21 protein-coding genes are annotated in these 20,536 nt (G+C 66.5%); 15 read left to right on the top strand and 6 right to left on the bottom strand.

Annotation, left to right across the window (positions count from 1 at the left end; genetic code table 11):
- Positions 1 to 31 precede the first annotated feature (31 nt).
- The 4 genes from lspA to ABZD10_RS00365 all read left to right on the top strand — a co-directional run bounded on the left by lspA (position 32) and on the right by ABZD10_RS00365 (position 3,802).
- The gene (gene lspA, locus ABZD10_RS00380) at positions 32 to 502 is read left to right on the top strand and encodes a signal peptidase II (RefSeq protein WP_372884114.1); all 471 of its coding nucleotides are present in this window, start codon (positions 32 to 34) and stop codon (positions 500 to 502) included.
- Between the two features lie 52 nt (positions 503 to 554).
- A complete protein-coding gene (locus ABZD10_RS00375) occupies positions 555 to 1,067 on the top strand; it encodes a DUF3035 domain-containing protein (protein WP_372884113.1) in 513 nt (170 codons plus the stop codon).
- 99 nt (positions 1,068 to 1,166) lie between these two features.
- Positions 1,167 to 2,507, top strand: a complete 1,341-nt coding sequence (locus ABZD10_RS00370) for a M16 family metallopeptidase (RefSeq protein ID WP_372884112.1) — start codon at positions 1,167 to 1,169, stop codon at positions 2,505 to 2,507.
- Entirely contained in the window at positions 2,504 to 3,802 is a 1,299-nt protein-coding gene (locus tag ABZD10_RS00365; RefSeq protein WP_372884111.1) for a M16 family metallopeptidase, read from the top strand. The genes ABZD10_RS00370 and ABZD10_RS00365 overlap by 4 nt, the downstream gene beginning before the upstream one ends.
- A 67-nt stretch (positions 3,803 to 3,869) precedes the next feature.
- On the opposite strand, the gene ABZD10_RS00360 is transcribed toward ABZD10_RS00365, so the two are convergent.
- Positions 3,870 to 5,138, bottom strand: coding sequence for an RsmB/NOP family class I SAM-dependent RNA methyltransferase (locus ABZD10_RS00360; protein ID WP_372884110.1), 1,269 nt, complete (start codon positions 5,136 to 5,138; stop codon positions 3,870 to 3,872).
- A gap of 82 nt (positions 5,139 to 5,220) precedes the next feature.
- Between ABZD10_RS00360 and ABZD10_RS00355 the strand changes: the two genes are divergently transcribed.
- Complete coding sequence (locus ABZD10_RS00355) at positions 5,221 to 5,409, top strand: DUF1674 domain-containing protein (RefSeq protein WP_372884109.1); 189 nt, start codon at positions 5,221 to 5,223, stop codon at positions 5,407 to 5,409.
- A 108-nt stretch (positions 5,410 to 5,517) separates the two neighbouring features.
- On the opposite strand, the gene ABZD10_RS00350 is transcribed toward ABZD10_RS00355, so the two are convergent.
- The 4 genes from ABZD10_RS00350 to dapB all read right to left on the bottom strand — a co-directional run bounded on the left by ABZD10_RS00350 (position 5,518) and on the right by dapB (position 10,601).
- Entirely contained in the window at positions 5,518 to 7,566 is a 2,049-nt protein-coding gene (locus ABZD10_RS00350; RefSeq protein WP_372884108.1) for an ABC transporter permease, read from the bottom strand.
- Positions 7,563 to 8,615, bottom strand: coding sequence for a glycine betaine/L-proline ABC transporter ATP-binding protein (locus ABZD10_RS00345; RefSeq protein ID WP_372884107.1), 1,053 nt, complete (start codon positions 8,613 to 8,615; stop codon positions 7,563 to 7,565). The genes ABZD10_RS00350 and ABZD10_RS00345 overlap by 4 nt, the downstream gene beginning before the upstream one ends.
- A 3-nt stretch (positions 8,616 to 8,618) precedes the next feature.
- Positions 8,619 to 9,584 carry an ABC transporter substrate-binding protein gene (locus tag ABZD10_RS00340; RefSeq protein ID WP_372884106.1) on the bottom strand — a complete coding sequence of 322 codons (966 nt, stop codon included), beginning with the start codon at positions 9,582 to 9,584 and terminating at the stop codon, positions 8,619 to 8,621.
- A 207-nt stretch (positions 9,585 to 9,791) separates the two neighbouring features.
- The gene (dapB, locus tag ABZD10_RS00335) at positions 9,792 to 10,601 is read right to left on the bottom strand and encodes a 4-hydroxy-tetrahydrodipicolinate reductase (protein ID WP_372884105.1); all 810 of its coding nucleotides are present in this window, start codon (positions 10,599 to 10,601) and stop codon (positions 9,792 to 9,794) included.
- 93 nt (positions 10,602 to 10,694) lie between these two features.
- On the opposite strand from dapB, the gene rbfA reads away from it, so the two are divergent.
- The 6 genes from rbfA (at position 10,695) to rpsO (ending at position 14,894) form a co-directional block, all read left to right on the top strand.
- The gene (rbfA, locus tag ABZD10_RS00330) at positions 10,695 to 11,096 is read left to right on the top strand and encodes a 30S ribosome-binding factor RbfA (protein WP_372884104.1); all 402 of its coding nucleotides are present in this window, start codon (positions 10,695 to 10,697) and stop codon (positions 11,094 to 11,096) included.
- Entirely contained in the window at positions 11,093 to 11,833 is a 741-nt protein-coding gene (locus ABZD10_RS00325; protein WP_372884103.1) for a phosphodiester glycosidase family protein, read from the top strand. The genes rbfA and ABZD10_RS00325 overlap by 4 nt, the downstream gene beginning before the upstream one ends.
- Positions 11,834 to 11,933: 100 nt before the next feature.
- Positions 11,934 to 12,848, top strand: a complete 915-nt coding sequence (gene truB / locus ABZD10_RS00320) for a tRNA pseudouridine(55) synthase TruB (protein WP_372884102.1) — start codon at positions 11,934 to 11,936, stop codon at positions 12,846 to 12,848.
- Positions 12,845 to 13,360, top strand: a complete 516-nt coding sequence (locus tag ABZD10_RS00315; RefSeq protein WP_372884101.1) for a DUF1643 domain-containing protein — start codon at positions 12,845 to 12,847, stop codon at positions 13,358 to 13,360. Before truB ends, ABZD10_RS00315 begins: the two co-directional genes overlap by 4 nt.
- Before the next feature lie 92 nt (positions 13,361 to 13,452).
- On the top strand, positions 13,453 to 14,466 hold the full coding sequence (locus tag ABZD10_RS00310; protein WP_372884100.1) for a calcium-binding protein: 1,014 nt from the start codon (positions 13,453 to 13,455) through the stop codon (positions 14,464 to 14,466).
- 158 nt (positions 14,467 to 14,624) lie between these two features.
- Positions 14,625 to 14,894 (top strand): 30S ribosomal protein S15, encoded by a 270-nt coding sequence (gene rpsO / locus ABZD10_RS00305; RefSeq protein WP_372884099.1) that lies wholly within the window; start codon positions 14,625 to 14,627, stop codon positions 14,892 to 14,894.
- Between the two features lie 93 nt (positions 14,895 to 14,987).
- Here rpsO and ABZD10_RS00300 read toward each other — a convergent pair whose 3' ends face one another.
- The gene (locus ABZD10_RS00300; RefSeq protein WP_372884098.1) at positions 14,988 to 15,668 is read right to left on the bottom strand and encodes an SGNH/GDSL hydrolase family protein; all 681 of its coding nucleotides are present in this window, start codon (positions 15,666 to 15,668) and stop codon (positions 14,988 to 14,990) included.
- Here ABZD10_RS00300 and ABZD10_RS00295 point away from each other — a divergent pair.
- The 4 genes from ABZD10_RS00295 to ABZD10_RS00280 form a co-directional block, all read left to right on the top strand.
- Positions 15,667 to 15,849: a hypothetical protein gene (locus ABZD10_RS00295; protein WP_372884097.1), complete on the top strand. Its 183-nt coding sequence runs from the start codon at positions 15,667 to 15,669 to the stop codon at positions 15,847 to 15,849. The genes ABZD10_RS00300 and ABZD10_RS00295 overlap by 2 nt on opposite strands.
- A 121-nt stretch (positions 15,850 to 15,970) precedes the next feature.
- Entirely contained in the window at positions 15,971 to 18,121 is a 2,151-nt protein-coding gene (gene pnp / locus ABZD10_RS00290) for a polyribonucleotide nucleotidyltransferase (protein WP_372884096.1), read from the top strand.
- 84 nt (positions 18,122 to 18,205) lie between these two features.
- Positions 18,206 to 18,919: a glycosyltransferase family 25 protein gene (locus tag ABZD10_RS00285; RefSeq protein WP_372884095.1), complete on the top strand. Its 714-nt coding sequence runs from the start codon at positions 18,206 to 18,208 to the stop codon at positions 18,917 to 18,919.
- 203 nt (positions 18,920 to 19,122) lie between these two features.
- On the top strand, positions 19,123 to 20,536 hold a 1,414-nt coding region (locus ABZD10_RS00280; protein WP_372884094.1), incomplete at its 3' end, for an aldehyde dehydrogenase family protein.

The following is a 20,536-nucleotide window of genomic DNA, read 5'->3' as shown; positions in this document are numbered from 1 at the left end:
GGCGCGCGCATGAGCAGAAAGGAGGCGCGCGATGCGTCTGGTATTCTGGGCAGGGTTTTGGGCCTTTCTTTCCGATCAGGCAGTGAAATATCTCGTGGTGCATGTGCTCGATCTGGCCTCGCGCGGGCAGATCGACGTCATGGCGCCCTATCTGCGCCTGCTGATGGCATGGAATCGCGGCGCCAATTTCGGGCTTTTCTCCAGCGACACCGATGCCGGGCGCTGGGCGCTGATCGGCATCGCCATTGCGATTTCGGTCTTCGTCCTGCTCTGGGTGCGGCGTGATCCGCCCGGCCGCTGGGGGCTGCTTTGCGCCGGGGTTCTGGTCGGCGGGGCGCTGGGCAACGTGGTGGACCGCCTGCTTTACGGCGCCGTCGCCGATTTCATCAACATGTCCTGCTGCGGCATCAACAACCCCTTTGCCTTCAATCTGGCAGACGTTTGGATTTTTGTCGGCGCTTTCGGGCTGATCCTGCTGGGCGGGACGAAAAAGGCCGCGTGACCTCGGCCCCGGGATGCGCTAAAAGCGGAGCCGTCGAAGCAGGAGTTTTGCCATGCGTCTGTCGCGTGCGTTGATTTTGGGAGCCAGCCTGTTGCTTGCCGCGTGCAGCAACGACAAGGGCGTGCGCCACCTGAGCTCGAACGGGGACGGCCCGGACGAGTTTCGCATCCTGCCCAACAAGCCGCTGGAAGCACCGCCCAATTACACCTCGCTGCCGGCGCCGACGCCGGGCGAAGGCAATCGCACCGATCTCGACCCCTTGGGCGACGCGGTGGTTGCCCTTGGCGGGTCGCGCAGTGCGAAACACGCGACCGCGATCCCGGGCCGGGATTCCTCGCTGGTGAACTATGCCAGCCGGCAGGGCCTGTCGCCGGACATCCGCGCCAGCCTGGCCAGCGACGACGAAGCCTTCCGCCAAAGCCGCGGCCGGTTCACCAATATCCGGCTGGTCAAGCAGGACCGCTACAACGAGGTCTACAAACGCTACCACCTCGACCAGTATCGCGAACTGTACCGCTGGCGCGGCGCCGGGGTGGCAACGCCGACCGCACCGCCGACGCGATAAGCGCCGGAAAACGATTTCGTGACCGCCCCGCTTGCCCCTTGAAGCCGGCGGCCTGGGCCGTAACTATCCCTCATGTCCGGGAACAACAGGGAGACACCCATGACACGCTTCTTGGCGCTGGTCGCGGTGGCGGTTCTGGCGGCGATGCCGGTTGCGGCCACGGAACGGGTCAGTGATTTCCGGCTCGACAACGGCCTGCAACTGGTGGTGATCGAGGATCACCGCGCGCCGGTGGTCATCCACATGGTCTGGTATCGTGCCGGGTCGGCCGATGAGCAGGCCGGCGTTTCGGGGGTGGCACATTTCCTCGAGCACCTCTTGTTCAAGGGCACCGACACCCTGGAGTCGGGCGCGTTTTCGGCCACTGTCGCGGCCAATGGCGGGCGCGACAATGCCTTTACCAGCAATGATTATACCGCCTATTACCAGCGGGTGGCCGCCGACCGGCTGGCGCTGATGATGCAGATGGAAAGCGACCGCATGGTCAATCTGCGCCTCGGCGAGGCCGAGATCCTGACCGAGCGCGATGTCATCATCGAGGAACGCAACCAGCGGGTCGAGAACAGCCCCGGAGCGCTGATGCGCGAACAGATGGACGCGGCCCAGTATTTCAACCACCGCTACGGGGTGCCGATCATCGGCTGGCGCCACGAGATGGAAAGCCTGTCGCTGGCCGACGCGCTGGCCTACTACCGGCAGTATTACGCGCCCAACAACGCGATTGTCGTGGTGGCGGGTGACGTCGACCCGCAACAGGTGCTGGCGCTGGCCCAAACCCATTACGGCGACCTGCCCGCCAACCCCGCCCTGATGCCGCGTGAGCGGCCGCAGGAACCGCAGCAAACGGCGCCGCGCCGGCTGGTGTTCGAGGATGCGCGGGTTTCGCAGCCCTATCTGGCGCGGACCTATCTTGCCCCCGAACGCGACCCCGGCAAGCAGCGGACCGCCGCCGCGCTGACCATTCTGGCCGAGATTCTCGGCGGTGGCACCACCTCGATCCTGACCGAGAAACTGCAATTCGACCGCCAGCTGGCGGTCTATACCAGCGCCCATTACCGGGGGGTTTCTCTGGACCGGACGGTATTCGGCCTGACCGTCGTGCCGGCAGAGGGCGTGTCGCTGCAAGAAGCCGAGACCGCCATGGACGAAGTGCTGGCCGACTTTCTGGCAACCGGGGTGGACCCGGCGCAGCTGGAACGTATCCGCCGCCAGGTGCGGGCGGCACAGATCTACGCCCGCGACAGCGTCGAGTCGCTGGCCAACCGCTATGGTCAGGCGCTGGCTTCGGGGCTGACGGTAAGGGATGTGCAGGACTGGCCGGACCTGCTGCAATCGGTGACCGAGGCAGAGATTCTTGCCGCGGCCCGGCAGGTGCTTGACCGGCGCCGTTCGGTGACCGGCTGGCTCGCCGCGCCCGGCGCCAAGGAGGGGCTGCAATGAAATACTGGATGATCGTGGTCCTGTCGCTGCTTCTGGCCCTGCCCGCAAGGGCCGGGGTGGAGGTCAGGGAAGTGACATCGCCGGGGGGCGTGTCGGCCTGGCTGGTCGAAGAGCCGTCGATCCCCTTCGTCGCCCTCGAGATCCGCTTTCGCGGCGGCGCGTCGCTGGATGCTCCGGGCAAACGCGGTGCCACCAACCTGATGATGGGCCTGCTCGAGGAAGGAGCCGGTTCCCTCGATTCTCAGGGGTTCGCACGGGCCGCCGAAGCGCTGGCGGCACAGTTCGACTATGACGTCAGCGACGACACGGCCTCGGTGTCGGCCCGCTTCCTGAGCGAAAACAAGGACCAGGCGATCGCGCTTTTGCGCCTGTCGCTGGTGGCCCCCACCATCGACGAAACCGCGCTGGAACGGGTGCGCGGGCAGGTTCTGGCCGGCATCCGCTCGGACGCGCAGGATCCGAACGCGATTGCCGGTCGCGCCTTCGACGCGCTGGCCTTTGGCGACCACCCCTACGGTTCGCCGCTCGAGGGCAGCGCCGAGACGGTGCAGGCCTTGTCGCGCGACGACATCGTCGCCGCCTACCGGGGGCTTCTGGCCCGCGACCGGGTCCATGTTGCGGCGGTGGGCGACATCACCGAGGCCGAGCTTGGCACCCTGCTCGATCACCTTCTGGGCGATCTGCCCGCCGCCGGCGCCCCGATGCCCGCCCCGGTGCAGCCGATGCTGAGCGGCGGCACGACCTTGATCGATTACGACACCCCGCAGGCGGTGGCCCTGTTCGGACATCAGGGCATGGCCCGGGACGACGAGGATTTCTTTGCCGCCTATGTGCTCAACACCATTCTTGGCGGCGGCGGTTTCGAAAGCCGGCTGATGGAAGAGGTGCGCGTCAAGCGCGGCCTGACCTACGGCGTCTATTCCTACCTGGTGCCCAAGGATCTCGCGGCGCTCTATCTCGGCAGCGTGTCCTCGGCCAACGACCGGATTTTCGAGGCGGTCGAGGTCATCCGGGCGGAATGGGCACGCATGGCGGCCCATGGCGTCACCGAAGAAGAGCTGACGCGGGCCAAGGCGCTGCTGACCGGTGCCTATCCGCTGCGTTTCGACGGCAACGGTGCGATCGCGCGGATTCTCGTCGGCATGCAGATCGAAGGGCTCGGGACCGACTATATCGCCACCCGCAACGCGCGGGTGAACGCGGTGACGCGCGCCGATGTGAACAGGGTGGCGGCGGAACTGCTGCGCCCCGAGGGGTTGCACTTCGTCATCGTCGGCAAGCCCGGAAAGGGCTGAGCGGGGCGCCGGTGCGATCCCGGCGGCGGCGCGGCAGCGCTCCGGCTTTCTCTCGGGCCTTCTTCTCTCAGGCCTTCTCCAGACAGGCGATGTAAAAACCGTCCATCCCGCCCCTGTCGGCCCAGTAATCGGGGCGCAGACGCAGCCCGCCCTCCTCGGTGATCCAAGCCGGATCCACGCCGGGGATGTTCAGCGCCTCGCGATTGGCGCGCAGCTCCTTGTGCCGCGCCAGGGCGTCCTCGACCTGGCATTCGCCTTCGTCCGGCAGAAGTGAGCAGGTACAGAACACCAGCCGCCCACCGGGCTTCAGCAGCGACAGCGCGTGGTCCAGCATCACCGCCTGCATCTCGATCAGCGCCGCGAACTCGCCGCCGTCCTTGGCATGGGGCAGGTCCGGATGGCGGCGGATGGTGCCCGTCGCCGAACAGGGCGCATCCAGCAGGATGGCATCCCACTGCCCGCCCTGTTCCATCACGTCGCCGACCACGCATTCGGCCCCGAGGCCGGTGCGTTTCAGGTTCTGCTTCAGCCGCGCCATGCGGGTCTCGGAATCATCCACTGCCGTCACCTCGGCGCCCCGCGCCGCGATCTGCATGGTCTTGCCGCCCGGCGCCGCGCAGAGATCCAGCACCCGTTCGCCCGGCTGCGGCGCCAGGATCTGCACCGGCAGCGCCGCCGCCGCGTCCTGCACCCACCAGCTGCCCTTCTTGAACCCCGGCAGGGTCGACACCTGCCCGGCGCTCTCAAGCCGCACGCTGCCCGTGGGCAGCAGGGTTCCGCCCAGCGAGCGATGCAGCGCCCCCCGGTCGCCCTTGGCGGTCAGATCCAGCGGCGCACCGGCGAAATGCGCCGCCTCCATCGCCGCCACGGCCTCGGCGCCATAGGCCTCGACCAGCGGCCCGCGCAGCCATTTCGGCAGGCGCGGCACGCGCAGGATGTCCCAGGCCTCGGGGCCGGCCGCCGCGACCTTGCGCAGCACCGCGTTGACCAGACCCTTCATCGAGGCGGTGCGCTTGTTGCGCCCGACAATCTCCACGGCCGCGTTCACCACCCCGTGCGCCGCGCCGCCGCTGCACAATTCGACCGTCGCCAGACGCAGCACGTTGCGCACCGTCAGCGGCGGGTATTTGGCAAGGTGCTTCTGTAGCATCCGGTCGGCCCGCTCGAGACCGCGCAGGGTCTCGCTCGCCAGCCGCTGCGCCCGCGCGCGATCCTCGGGCTGCAACTTGTCGAGGGCGCCGCCGCCGATCAGTTCGGACAAAAGCCGACCCTCGCCCAATACCTGATCCAAGAGATATACCGCGCTGCGACGGGCTTGAACTCCGCTCTGGGACATGAAGACGCTCCTTACACCATTGGGCTTGCCGACAGGGGACGCGCGCATATATCAGGGGCGTGGCCCGAAAGGAACCCTGCCCATGACCGATACGCCCGACCAGCCCCGATCCGACCTGCCCGCCGCCGCACAGCGCGCCCTGGCCGAGGCGGAAGAGCGCCGCCGCAAGGCCAAGGCACTCGAGATGCCGACCGAGCTGGGCGGCCGCGACGGGCCCGAGCCGGTGCGCTACGGCGACTGGGAGAAAAAGGGCATCGCCATCGACTTCTGAGGCCCTGCCGCTTCATCTCTTGAACAATACTCCGGGGTGAACTGGCCACAGGCCAGGAGGGGCAGCGCCCCTCCCGCGCCAAATTCACAATCCCAGCGCCCGGCGCCGCTATTCGGCGAAACCCTGCACCAGCCGGTCCGCGACCAGCGCCAGGATCGCCATCGCCGCCCCGGCCGTCAGCCCCAGCCCGACATCCGCCTGACCAAGCGCAAGATAGATCGACTGGCCGAGCCCGGTGGTGCCGATCAGCGCCGCGATCACCAGCATGGCAAAGGCATAAAGGATGGTCTGGTTCAGGCCCAAGAGGATGGTCGGCGCCGCATAGGGGGCCCGCACCTCGACCATCTCGGCCCAGCGGCCCGCACCCGAGGCCCGTGCCGCCTCGATCATCTCGTCGGGCGTGGTGACCAGCCCGTGGCGGGTATAGCGGATCATCGGCACCACCGCGTAAAGGCAGATCGCCAGAAAGGCCGAGAACTCGCCGATCTGAAAGAACATCAGCACCGGGATCAGGAACACGAACAGGGGGATGGTCTGCAACAGGTCGCAGATCGGCTGGATCACCGCCCAGGCCGTGCGGCTAACCGAAGCCCAGAGGCCCAGCGCACCGCCGATCACGGCGCAGGCCAGGACCGAGGCTCCCGACAGATAAAGCGACAACAGCGCCCGGGACCAGAGCCCGCTGACCAGGATCAACAGCAGCAGGATCACCGCGAAGCGCGCCAATTTCCAGCCCGACGACACCCAGCCCAGCGCCGCCGCGCCCGCCAGCACGAAGACCCAGGGCAGTTGCGCCACGCCGACCTCGAGCATGCCGGTCAGGATAATCGCCAAGAAGCCGATCACCAGCTGGCCGCGCCAGGCGAGAAACGCCGCCAGCACCACCGCGACCCCGTAAAGCATCAGCGAATGCGTCGCGGTCCACTTGAACCCCCAGGTGAAGGGCAGCACCGCATCCGCCAGCCCGATGCGCAGCGGCAAGAGGCCATAGAACATGGCACCGTTCTTGACGCCGTCCAGCGTGGCGCCGTTGCGGGCGGTAAAGCTGCCGACACCCCGGTCGACGGCCTCTGCCAGCCCGTCGAAGGCGGCGAAGGCCGCCACATCGCCGCCACGGAAGAACACCACGGCCGCCAGCAGCACCGAAACACCCGCAATCGCCGCGACGACCTTCGGGTTGCGCGGCACATGCGGCTGCGCCAGCCGCGCCGACAGGCGGTCGATCACGATGGCAAATGCCACGATCACCAGCCCGGCAAGGAACGCCTGTCCGAACTGCGCCTTGCGCATGGTCAACAGCACCTCCCAGCCGATGTCCTCGAAACCGCCGATCACGGCGGCGATGATGACCATGGACAAAGCCGCCATCAGGCATTGGTTGACGCCGACCATGATCTGGGACGCGGCGGCCGGCAGCTCCACCAGAAACAACTGCTGACGCCGGGTGCCCCCCGACATCACCGCCGCTTCGCGAATCTCGCTGTCCACCCGCTCCAGCCCCAGCAGCACGTTGCGTGCCATCGGCGGGGCGGCATAGATCGCCGAAGCAATCAGGCCCACCACCGGGCCAAATCCGAACAGGATCAGCAGCGGGGTCAGATAGGCAAAGGTCGGCACCGTCTGCATGACGTCCAGCGTCGCGTTCACCGCGCCTTTGATCCGGGGCACTTCATAGGCCAGAATTCCGATCGCCGTTCCCGCGAGAAGGGCCAGCGGCACCGATACCGTGACCAGCGCCAGCGTGTTCATGCCTTCGACCCAATAGCCCGAGAGCAGGACCAGACCAAGGCCGATCGCGCCCAGCAAGGCCATCCGCAGCCCGCCGAGATACCAGCCCAGCGCCGCGGTGCCGCCAATGATAAGGGGCCAGGGCGCGCCGCCCAGAACCGCGCTGGTCCAGGCCATCGGGTAGCCCAGCAATCCGGCCAGCCCGCGCGCCGCCGGTTTCAGCAGCGCAAGCAGCCAGCCAACCCCGGTTCCGACCCATTCGGTGACCGGAAGAACCAGCACCTCGGGCCAGGCAACCAGCCAGGGAAACACATCACCGAAAAGGCGGCAGGCAGCTCCGACCACAAGCACCAGAAGGGCGGCCCGTGCCCCCGGCCCCAGCCCCGAGGCTCGACCGGGGCGGCCGGCGGCTTCAGACGACAGGCTCACGTCTCTTCCGCCTGCAAGGCGGCAGCAAGGTCGCTTGGGTTGACCGCGCCGATCACTGTCCCATCCGCGCCGCGAACCGGAACCGGCTGATAGAGCGACATGCAGCGCGCCAGCGCGGTGTCGAGGGTCATGTCCGCGCGCAGACCCGGATCATCGGGCATGTGATCGGGCAGATCCGCGCGCATCACCGATTCGACCCGCGCATGGCGCCCCTTGGCCACATCCTTGGAAAACTCGGCGACATAGTCGTCGACCGGGTGCAGCACGATCTCTTCCGGTGTGCCGATCTGTACCACTTCGCCGTCTTTCATGATGGCGATCCGATCCGCCAGTTTCAGCGCCTCGGTAATGTCATGGGTAATGAAGACGATGGATTTCTTCAGCGTCGCCTGAATGTTGAGGAATTCGTCCTGCAACTGGCGCCGGATCAGCGGATCGAGCGCCGAAAAAGGCTCGTCCAGGAACCAGATATCGGGGTTGACCGCCAGCGACCGGGCAATGCCGACGCGTTGCCGCTGGCCACCGGACAATTCGCGCACATAGGCGCTTTCGCGCCCCTCGAGACCGACCATCTGCAACACTTCGGCAGCGCGGGCCCGGCGCTCGGCCCGGCCTGCACCCTGCATCTTCAGCGGGAAGGCCACATTGTCGATCACCGTCATATGCGGAAACAGGCCGAAATGCTGGAACACCATGCCCAGCTTGTGGCGGCGCAATTCGATCAGCCGCTTTTCGCTGGCTTTCAGAATGTCCTCGCCGTCGATCCTGACCGCGCCGCCCGTGGGCTCGATCAGCCGCGAAATGCAGCGGATCAGGGTCGATTTTCCAGACCCAGAAAGGCCCATGATGACGAACAGCTCGCCGGAACCGACCTCGAAGCTGGCATCACGCACGGCCGGGATCAGGCCCCGCGACTTCAGCTCCTCGGCGATGGCGCGCGAACCGCCGGCCGGGCGCGCGGCGTCAAGTGCAGACCGCGCGTCGGTGCCGAAGACCTGCCACAGGCCTTCGACCGCGATCGCCGGGGCGGTTCCGGAAGGTGCAGCCATGGTTCAGCGGGTGGCCGCTTCGACAACCGGCTTCCACTTTGTCGGGTTGGCGCGCATCCATTCCGCGACCACGTCCTCGACCTTCATCCCGCTGACGTCGACCGCACCCATCATCGGCTGCTGATCCTCGACCGCCAGCTGGTAGTTGACCAGAATCTCATGCGCGGCGGGCCACTTGTCCTTCATTCCGACCCAGCCGGCCTTGAAGATACGGCTCGGGGCAAAGTCGCAGTCGTTGACCGCGTTCGGGTTCGGACCCCAGGCCGGATCGCTGAAACAGGCCTCTTCACCGGCCGGAAGATCGACGAATTTCACGTCATAGGCGGACATCGCCCAATGCGGCTGCCAGAAGGTCACCAGCAGCGGCGATTTCTTCTCGGTGGAGGCGCGCAGCTCGGCGATCAGGGCCCCTTCGGATCCCGCCGGCACCGCCTTGAACGGCAATTCCAGCCCCGCCATGCGATCCGCCCCCGGAGTGCCCCAGTCGGCCGGGTAATCCACCAGCCGGCCCATCGGCAGGGTCTCGGCGGTGGCGAAATTCATCGCGCAGTCCTTCAGCGCCTCCCAGGCCGGCAGGCCGGGGCAGATCTCGGCGACATGGGCCGGATAGGCGATGCCCTCGCGTGCGTTCAGCCCGAGATCGGACAGCTCTTCGAGCTGACCGGCCTCTTTCAGCAGCGCATATTGGTCCGAGACGTTCGACGACCAGATTTCCAGCGTCGCGTGGATGTCGCCGTCGGCAATGGCCTGAAACTGGTTGAGCATGCCGGCGGTGACGAACTCGACCTTATAGCCGGCCGCTCGCAGCATTTCCGCCGCGACATGGGTGGTGACATGCTGGCCGGTCCACTCGTTGATCGCCAGCCGGATCGGCTCGTCCGTGGCGCCAAGGTCGGCGGCAACGGCAGCGCCCGAAAGGGCGGCGGTCAGCGTCAGTGCGGACAGTCCCGACAAGATCGGATTGGTCATGGTGTTCTCCCTGTTTTGACGTCATCCAGTTTCTTGAATGACTGTTCAATTTTTTGTCTAGGCACATAAAACCACATGTCCTGCAATCTGCCAACAGGAATGTTCCGGCCCCTTCCGCAGCGGCGGCTCGCTGCGCAACGGACCTTCCGCCAAACCGCAACCAGGGGCCTTCGCGCCCACTCGCATGGGGCGCGGGCCGGAGTCTTCCTACAGGCCCAGAACGTCGATCATGTCGTACTCGCCGGGCTTCTTGTCCTGCCCCCAGAGCGCCGCCTTCAGCGCGCCGCGGGCAAAGATCGCCCTGTCGGTCGCCAGGTGGCGCAGCACGATGCGTTCGCCCGGCGCGGCGAACATCACATCATGTTCACCGACGATGTCGCCACCGCGGATTGCCACGAAGCCGATATCGCCCTTGCGGCGGGCGCCGGTGATGCCGTCACGGCCCCGGTCGGCCACGTCCGACAGCGAGACGCCACGCCCCTCGGCCGCCGCCTCGCCCAGCATCAGCGCAGTGCCCGAGGGCGCATCGACCTTCTGGTTGTGATGCGATTCGATCACCTCGATGTCGAAATCCTCGTCCAGTGCGGCAGCCACTTTCCGGGTCAGCTGGGTCAGCAGGTTGACCCCCAGCGACATGTTGCCGGCACGCACGATCACCGCGTGGCGGGCGCAGGGCTCGAGCAGGGCGATCTCCTCCTCGCTCATGCCGGTGGTGCCGATCACATGCACGGCCCGCGCCTGGGCTGCCAGCCGGGCAAATTGCAGCGTCGCCTGGGGCGCGGTGAAGTCGATCACCGCCTGCGCCTTGGCAAAGGCCTCGAGCGGCTCGTCGGTCACCGCAACGCCCAGCGGTTGCCCGCCCATCGCTTCGCCGATGTCCCGGCCGATCCAGGGGTGGCCGGCGCGCTCGACGGCTCCGACCAGCCGCGCCTTGTCGCTGGCACTCACGGTCTCGATCAGCATCCGGCCCATGCGGCCCGAAGCGCCGGTAATCACGATCCCTGGCAGGTCTTGCATGCTGTTTTTCCTTGTCGGCTGTTGTGGGTTGGCTCCGGTGTACCCTGTGCGGCGACGCTTGGCAAAGCCTTGCGAAAGCCCTAAGTGGAACCCATGGCAAAGAACAAGTTTCATGACGGCCCCGGCCCTTCGCAACGTCAGCTCCGCGTCGGCGAGCTGATCCGGCGTTCGCTGTCCGAGGTTCTGGCGCGCGGCGACGTGCACGATCCCGACCTCAACCGCATGTCGATCACCGTGGGCGAGGTGCGCACCTCGCCCGATCTCAAGATCGCCACCGCCTATGTGCTGCCGCTGGGCGGCAAGGGGCAGGACGAGGTGCTGAAGCTTCTGGCCCAGAACCGCGGCGAGCTGCGCCGCGCGATCGGCAAGAAGACCGGGCTGAAATATACCCCCGACCTGCGCTTTCAGCTGGATCAGACCTTCGACCAGATGGACGAGACCCGCCGGATGCTCAGCCAGGATCACGTGCGCCGGGACATCGAAGACGACGGATGATGCGCCTGGCCGCCCCCCTCGCCGCCCTTGCCGCCCTGTGCGTGGCCCAGGCTGCGGCGGCGGTCGACTGCCGGGACATCACCTTCGACGACAGCCCCTATACGATTTGCGAGGTCGACGCGCAGCAGGAAGACCTGCGCCTGTTCCTGCGTGACACCAAGGGCGCCCCCTTGGGGCAGTTCTCGATCATCGACCGCAGCCTGCCCGAGGGGCAGAGGCTGGCCTTTGCGATGAATGCCGGCATGTATCACATGGACCGCAGCCCGGTCGGCTTCTATGTCGAGGGCGATCACCGCGAAGGGCGGCTGCTGACCGGGGCCAGCGCCGGCAATTTCGGACTGTTGCCCAATGGCGTGTTCTGCATCAGGTCCGGGCGCGCCGACGTCATCGAAACCCTCGGCTTTCAGGCGCGGCAGCCGGCCTGCGCCTATGCCAGCCAGTCGGGCCCGATGCTGGTCATCGATGGCGCCCTGCATCCGCGCTTTCTTGCCGACGGCACCTCGCGCTTTCTGCGCAACGGCGTCGGCACCAGCGCCGACGGGCGCCGCGCGGTGTTCGCGATCTCGAACGCCCCGGTCACCTTCCACGCCTTTGGCCGCCTGTTCCGCGACCACCTGAAGCTGCCCAGCGCGCTCTACTTCGACGGCAAGATCAGCCGCCTGCACGCGCCGCAGCTCGGGCGTTCGGACCCAGGCTTCTGGATGGGGCCCGTGGTCGGCGTGGTGGCGCGGGACTGAGCCACTGCCACCGGCGCCCTGCGGTGCGGGCCCTGCCGGTTTGACACGCGCCATGGCTTGGGCTACCTGCGCGCCTTCAACAGTCGGGAACGGACAGCACATGGGACGCAAGCGCAAGGGACGCGACATTTCGGGATGGCTGGTGGTCGACAAGCCCGCCGGCATGACCTCGACCGCCGTGGTCAACAAGGTCCGCTGGGCGATGGACGCCAGGAAGGCCGGTCACGCCGGCACGCTGGACCCCGAGGCCACCGGCGTTCTCGCGGTGGCGCTGGGCGAGGCGACCAAGACCGTTCCCTACGTGACCGACGACCTGAAATGCTATGAGTTCACCGTGCGCCTGGGCCAGGCCACCAACACCGATGACGCCGAGGGCGAAGTGATCGCCTCATCCGATCTGCGCCCCGAGGACGATCAGATCAAGGACGCGCTGGGCCGGTTCGTCGGCGACATCATGCAGGTGCCGCCCAAGTTCTCGGCGGTCAAGATCGACGGCCAGCGCGCCTATAAACTGGCCCGCGACGGCGCGGATGTCGAGATCGCGGCGCGGCCGCTCTGGGTCGAGGAACTGGTGATGACCGGCCGCCCCGACTCCGATCACGTGACGCTCGAGATGACCTGCGGCAAGGGCGGCTACGTGCGCTCGATCGCCCGCGATCTGGGCGAGGCGCTGGGCTGTCACGGCCATGTGCTGTGCCTGCGCCGCATCTGGTCGGGCCCCTTCGAGGCCAAGGATGGGGTGAGCGTCGAAGAGATCGACAGACTGGCGAAAACCGGGCAGCTGGACGCCTATCTGCGCCCGCTTGAAGAGGCCCTCTCGGATCTGCCCGAGGTGAAATGCACGGCCGAGGGCGCGACCCGCCTGCGCAACGGCAACCCCGGCATGGTGATCGCCCAGGACGTGGAGTATGGCGAGGAAGCCTGGGCATCCTTCGAGGGCCGGGCGCTGGCGGTCGGTGTGTTCAAGGCCGGGGAACTGCACCCCAACAGGGTGTTTGTCTGGGCAGACGCGTGATCGTCCGGCAGCACCAGAAGGGCGACGCCGCCTCGGTGGCCGAATACTCGGATTGCGAGACCTACCGCTATGCGCTGACCCGGGTCTGGGATCCCGAAGGCCGGCGCGCGACCTTTATCATGCTGAACCCCTCGCAGGCGACCGAGGTGCAGAACGATCCGACCATCGAACGCTGCGAGCGCCGGGCGCGGGCGCTGGGGTTTGGCGGCTTCTGCGCGGTCAACATCTTCGCCCTGCGCGAAACCGACCCGCAGAAAATGCGCCGGCACAAGGCGCCCGAAGGTCCGGAAAACGATCAGGCCATCCGGCGCGCCTGCCACTGGGCGGACGTCATCATCGCCGGCTGGGGCGCGCATGGGGCGCATCTCGGGCGCGGCGCGGCCATGCGCGAGGTGCTGCGGGCCACCGGACGCGAGGTGCATTGCCTCGGCCTGACCAAGGCCGGCCATCCGCGGCACCCGCTTTACATCGCCTATGCGCAGCAACCGCAGCCTTGGTCACTGGCCGATTAGACGGCTTGGATTAACCACGCCCCCAGCCTGCCGTTTACAGCCACGGGCCCTTGCCCGAAACTGAGGCGGGGCTTGAAATGGGTTGGTGACAGATGCTGTTCTTCACGGGTCTTTTCGGATTGTTGGCCGCAGGTGCGGCGGCGGTGGTCTCTTTCGACTTCGGTGCCGTCGACGAAGACGACAGCGATGCCGACCCGGCAGAAGACGATCGCCCGCCAACGCCTGAAGATGCGCCGGACCTGTTGGACATGGCAGGGCCCGGCCCCGGCTTCGGGGTCGGCCCGCCCGCCAGCAGCGAGCCGGATCAGATCATTTCCGGCAGCGCCAGCGCCGATGCGCTGAGCGGCGGCACCGGCGACGATCAGATCAACGGCTATGGCAGTCACGACGCGATCTTCGGCGGGCCGGGCGACGATCATCTTTATGGCAGCACCGGCAATGACCACCTGTCGGGACAGGCGGGCGACGACCTGCTGCATGGCGAAGATGGCCGCGACAGCCTGTTCGGCGGTGCGGGCGACGACAGCCTGTTCGGCCATGTCGGCGACGACCTGCTGCGCGGACAGGCGGGCGACGATTCCCTGACCGGGGGCACCGGCGACGACAGCCTGTTCGGCGGCGAGGGCGGCGACGCGCTGCATGGCGGCGAGGGCGACGACCTGCTCGACGGCGACTCCGGCGGCGACACGCTGTTCGGAGGTGATGGCGCCGACCTGATCCTCGGCGGCGGCGATGCGCCCGGATCGGCGCCCGATTTTCTCAACGGCGGAGACGGCGACGACACCATTCTGGCCGGGCAGGGCGACTGGATCTCGGGCGGGCAGGGTCACGACCACATGCTGCTGGAGGATTGGGCCGACGGCGGCGAGGCGATCACGATCACCGATTTCGCCGCGGATGAAGACAGCCTGATCCTGCTCTACGACGATGACGGCACGCCCCCGGAAATCGTGCTTCGCCCCGGCACCGGCGCCAGCGCCACGACAGAGGTGCTGGTCGACGGCAAGTTGGTGGCCACGGTTCAGGGCGGCGCCGAACTGACGGCGGCGGATATCGCGCTGGTACCGCTCGACAGCCCCGAGGCGCGGGCGCTGTTGCAGCCCTGACCCCTCGCGGCGGCGGCATCACGCCCGGGCTTTCCTTTCGCCGCGAAATCCCTTATACGCGCGCATCCGCTTGGGAAACCCAAGGGGATTCTCTCCACGGACCCTGCTGGACGACATCCCGGCTTGCGCCCTCAACCCTTTGACCACAGGAGACCCCGATGTCGATCACTGTTGAAGAAAAAGCCCGCGTCATGAAGGAATACGCAACCAAGGACGGCGACACCGGTTCGCCCGAGGTCCAGGTTGCCATCCTGTCGTCGCGCATCGCGACCCTGACCGAGCATTTCAAGACCCACAAGAAAGACAACCACGGCCGCCGTGGTCTGCTGAAGATGGTTGCCCAGCGCCGCAAGCTGCTGGACTACCTGAAAGGCAAGGACGAGGCCCGTTATCTGGACCTCATCAAACGTCTGGGCCTGCGCCGCTAAGGCTTGGATCCGAACGGACGATCAGCGCCTGCTCCTCGGAGCAGGCGTTTTTTGTTTCCGCATCAGGGCAGGTGGCGGGCAGGTGTCCAAAGCTCAGTCGTGGCGGCGAATCACCTCTGCCACCATGCCGGCGATCTCGCGGCTGGCCTTGTAGGACGGGTGCACCATGTCGAGCCCGTGATACGAGCGGTCGCCATGTGGCACCAGATCGGCGAGCGACAGGAAATGCATGTCCGGCAGCAGCTTTGACAGCGCCGCCAGCCGGGCCTCGAACTCTTCCCCCTCGTCGCGGCAGGCCTCGATCGGCGACCAGGCCCCGGGGCTGCGCAGATAGCCGACATAGATCACCTTGGCACCGGAACCGAGCAGGGTGCTCACCAGATGCGGGATCGCCCCCCTGCGCCCGTCCTCAGAGATCATCCGCCCCATGCGACGCTCGCATTTGTGGCAGCCGCAGCCCATCCACAGGTCGTTGCCGCCACCATTGAGCACGATCCAGTCCCAGTCGCCGGGCCGGTACTGCTTGGCGATCTTGAGGCCGATGGCGCCGGAGATCGGCAGCGCGTAAAGAATGCGCGCGCCACTCACCGCATGGGTGGCGACCGGCTCGCCCAGCTCCTTGGCCAGCACATGGCCGACCGAGCGCCCGGTCACGCTGTGCCAGGCCATCAGACTGTCGCCCATCGCCAGGATGCGCGGCGCCTGTTCCTGGCTCTGGGCCGGGACTGCGATCAGGATCAGGGTCGAAATCAGGGTTGCCAGAAACGCTTTCATGAAACTCACTTTTCTATATGCCGTTTTGCCGCGTCAAGACGGGCCCGCGCCGGCAATCTGGCCCCGCGACATGGCGACAATCGGCAGAGGGCGCGGCAAATTCGGGGCCGGCGTCAAACCGCTGGGTTTCGAGATTTCAGTTTTCAAAGCACCGGTTTTGTTATATGGCGCCAGCATCTGAGACGTGGTGCCCGGATCCCGGCACCCGAAACAAGGATGAATAGGGATCGGCGGCAATGCGGCCGCCATTGAAACGGGAGACCCGGGAACGCCCGGGAGCGCTTCCAACCAGGATATGATACATGTTTGACGTAACGACGAAAACGATGCAGTGGGGCGAAGAGACCCTCACGCTGGAAACCGGCAAGGTTGCCCGCCAGGCCGACGGCTGTGTGATTGCAACGCTGGGCGAAACCTCGGTGATGGCCGCCGTGACCTTCGCCAAGGCCCCCAAGCCCGGTCAGGACTTTTTCCCGCTGACCGTTCACTACCAGGAAAAATACTATGCTGCGGGCAAGGTGCCCGGCGGCTTCTTCAAGCGCGAAGCGCGTCCGACCGAGAAAGAAACCCTGACCGCGCGCCTGATCGACCGCCCGATCCGCCCGCTGTTCGTGCCCGGCTTCAAGAACGAAGTTCTGGTGATGTGCACCGTGCTGAGCCACGATCTGGTCAATGACCCCGACATCGTGGCGATGATCGCGGCCTCGGCGGCCCTGACGCTGTCGGGCGCCCCCTTCATGGGCCCGATCGCCGCCGCCCGCGTCGGCTTCGAAGATGGCGAATACGTTCTGAACCCGACCGTCGACGACATGCACATGCTGCGCAACAACCCCGATCAGCGTCTTGATCTGGTCGTCGCCGGCACCAAAGACGCCGTGATGATGGTGGAATCCGAAGCCTACGAGCTGAGCGAAGCCGAGATGCTGGGCGCGGTGAAATTCGCCCATGACTCCTTCCAGCCGGTGATCGACCTGATCATCCAACTGGCCGAAGAAGCCGCCAAAGAGCCCTTCGACTTCCAGCCGCCGGAATACTCGGACCTCTACGAGGCGGTGAAAGCCGCTGGCGAGACCGAGATGCGCGCCGCATTTGCCCTGACCGACAAGCAGGAGCGCACCGCCGCTGTTGCCGCCGCCCGCGAGGCGATCAAGGCAGCGCTCAGCGAAGAGCAGCTGGAAGACGCCAACCTCGGCTCGGCGATGAAGAAGCTCGAGGCCGGCATCCTGCGCGGCGACGTCGTCAAAACCGGCAAGCGGATCGACGGTCGTTCGACCACCGATATCCGTGCCATCGAATGCCAGACCGGCTTGTTGCCCCGGACCCACGGTTCGGCCCTGTTCACCCGTGGCGAAACCCAAGGTCTGGTTGTCACCACGCTGGGCACCGGCGACGACGAGCAGATGATCGACGCGCTGAACGGCACCTACCGCTCGAACTTCCTGCTGCACTATAACTTCCCGCCCTATTCGGTCGGCGAAGTTGGCCGTGTGATGGGCCCGGGCCGTCGCGAGATCGGTCACGGCAAGCTGGCGTGGCGCGCGTTGCAGGCGGTTCTGCCGGCGGCGACCGACTTCCCCTATACCATCCGCGTGGTGTCGGAAATCACCGAATCCAACGGTTCGTCCTCGATGGCCTCGGTCTGCGGTGGCTCGCTGTCGATGATGGACGCCGGCGTGCCGCTGACCTCGGCCGTGGCCGGTGTCGCGATGGGTCTGATCCTCGAAGACGACGGCTCCTACGCGATCCTGTCGGACATCCTGGGCGACGAAGACCACCTCGGCGACATGGACTTCAAGGTGGCCGGCACCGAAAACGGCATCACCTCGCTGCAAATGGACATCAAGGTCGCCGGCATTACCCCGGAGATCATGGAGAAAGCCCTGGCCCAGGCCAAGGAAGGCCGCATGCATATCCTCGGCGAGATGAGCAAGGCGCTGACCGGCGCCGCCGAATTCTCGGTGCACGCGCCGCGCATCGAGACCATGCAGGTGCCCACCGACAAGATCCGCGAAGTGATCGGTTCGGGTGGCAAGGTGATCCGCGAGATCGTCGAAGTGTCGGGCGCCAAGGTCGACATCAACGACGACGGCATCATCAAGATCGCCTCGCCCAACGGTGACTCGATCCAGAAGGCCTATGACATGATCCACGCCATCGTGGCCGAGCCCGAAGTGGGCGAGATCTACAACGGCAAGGTGGTGAAGATCGTCGATTTCGGCGCCTTCGTGAACTTCTTCGGCAAGCGCGACGGGCTGGTGCACGTCAGCCAGATCGAAAACCGCCGCCTGAACCATCCTTCGGACGTGCTGAAGGAAGGCCAGGACGTGAAGGTCAAGCTCCTGGGCTTTGACGATCGCGGCAAGGTCCGCCTGTCGATGAAGATCGTCGATCAGGAAACCGGCGAAGAGATCCCGCAGCAGCCGCGCGAAAAGCGTGAAAAGCAGGACGGCTGAGCCTGAACGCCAAGCGAACAACGAAAAGCCCCGGTCAACGCGCCGGGGCTTTTTCTTTTGCCCCATCGCGGCTATGCCTGCCCCATGCACAGCCTGATCATCCATATGTCCTCAAGCACTGCCCGGCGCGGCAATGTCGACCGGCTGCTGGCCGACCTGCCGCAGGCGCAGCTGATCGAGGCCGTCGACGGGCGCCGACCCGAGGTACTGGCGGGTGTCGACCTGCGCCCCGGCACCCTGCATCAGCCGCGCTACCCCTTTCCGATCAGGGGCGGCGAGGTGGGCTGTTTTCTCAGCCACCGCGCCTGCTGGCAGAAAATAATCGATATGGGCTGGGAGGCGGCGATCATCGCCGAAGACGACCTCGAGATCGCGCCGGACAGACTGGCACCGCTCCTGGCGCTTATCGCGCGCAACGCCACCCCCGACAGCTTCATCCGCATCCCGCCGAAAGACCGCGAACCCCTGACCACAGCCGAAGATCGGGAACAGGGTCTGACCCTGTTCACCCCGCGCATCATCGGCCTTCAGACCACGGCGCAGGTGGTCGGCCGCAAGGCCGCCGCGCGGCTGTTGAAAGCCACTGAAACGCTGGACCGCCCGGTCGACACCTTGCTGCAGATGCACTGGGTGACCGGCCAGAAGGTTCAAACCATCCTGCCCAACGGCGCCGCTGAAAAAAGCTTCGGTGCCGGGTCCACCGTGCAGCAGAAAGACCCCGGCCTGATGGCAAAACTGCGCCGAGAATTCGCCCGCGCCCGCTATCGCGCCGCGGTCAGGCGCCGCCCCCAAAGCTGATCGCCCGACCCCGCAGCTTTCTCTTGCCCGAAATATCCTCGCCGAAGGCATCCCGACCCGGCCGCCGGGCCCCGACCCGTCGGGTCGCGGTGGCTCTTCCGGCATCAGCAAGAATTTGATCAAATTTTTGCGACGCAGCGGCACTAGGTCTTGCGGGGGGGCAGGCGCCCTGCCACAGTGCGGCAAATTCTCGGAGGATTACCATGATTGAGAAACGTCAGTTCTATATCGACGGCAGCTGGGTCGATCCGGTGGCACCGCGCGACCTCGAGGTCATCGACCCGGCGACGGAAGAGGTCTGCGCGGTGATCTCGCTCGGCGACCAGGCCGACACCGATGCCGCCGTGGCCGCCGCCCGGGCCGCCTTCCCGGCCTGGGCAGCCAGGCCGCTCGACGAGCGGATCGCCCTGATCCGCCGGCTCGGAGAGATCTACAACCAGCGTCGCAACGACATGGCCGAGGCGATGCGCATGGAAATGGGCGCACCGGTCGATCTCGCGCGCGGCGGCCAATGGGGGTCGGGCAGCTGGCATCTCGACGGGTTTCTCGACGCGCTGGATGGCTTCGAGTTCGAAAGGTCCTACAAGGATGTCGACCGCATCCGCCTTGAACCGATCGGCGTCTGCGGCATGATCACCCCCTGGAACTGGCCGATGAACCAGGTCTTCCTCAAGGCGATCCCGGCCATGGCGGTGGGCTGCACCATGGTGCTGAAACCCTCGGAAATCGCACCGCTGTCGTCGATCGTCTTTGCCGAGATCGTCGATGCGGTGGGCTTCCCGGCCGGGGTCTTCAACATGGTCAACGGGGACGGCATCGGGGTCGGCTCGCAGCTCTCGGCGCACCCGGATGTCGACATGATCTCCTTCACCGGATCGACCCGCGCCGGCATCGCCATCTCCAAGGCCGCCGCCGACAGTCTGAAGCGGGTCAGTCTCGAACTGGGCGGCAAGGGCGCCAATATCATCTTTGCCGATGCCGACGACAAGGCGGTCAAGCGCGGCGTGATCCACTGCATGGCCAACACCGGACAGTCCTGCAACGCCCCGACCCGCATGCTGGTGGAACGCAGCCGCTACGACGAAGCGGTGGAACAGGCCCGGGCGGCGGCCGAGGCGACCTCGGTCGGGCCCACCGACCAAAGCGGCCGTCATATCGGCCCGGTGGTCTCCGAGTTGCAGTTCAACAAGATCCAGAGCCTGATCGAGGTCGGCATCAAGGAGGGCGCCACCCTGGTCGCCGGCGGCCTCGGCCGTCCCGAAGGCGTCAACAAGGGCTATTACGTGCGCCCGACGGTCTTTGCCGATGTCACCCCCGAGATGACCATCTACCGCGAGGAAATCTTCGGCCCGGTGCTGGCGATGACCCCCTTCGACGATGAGGCCGAGGCGATCGAGATGGCCAATGACACGGTCTACGGCCTGACCAACTACATCCAGACCCAGGATGCCGAAAAACGCCTGCGCGTCGCCCGCTCGGTGCGTTCGGGCATGGTCGAGACCAATGGCGTCGGCCGCCAGCTCGGCTCGCCCTTCGGCGGCTACGGCCAGTCCGGCAACGGCCGCGAAGGCGGTGTCTGGGGCATCGAGGAGTTCTGCGAGGTCAAGGCGATCTCGG

This window comes from Shimia sp., from assembly GCF_041624275.1.
Classification (GTDB): Bacteria; Pseudomonadota; Alphaproteobacteria; order Rhodobacterales; family Rhodobacteraceae; genus Shimia.
This window is presented reverse-complemented; position numbering and strand designations above follow the sequence as displayed.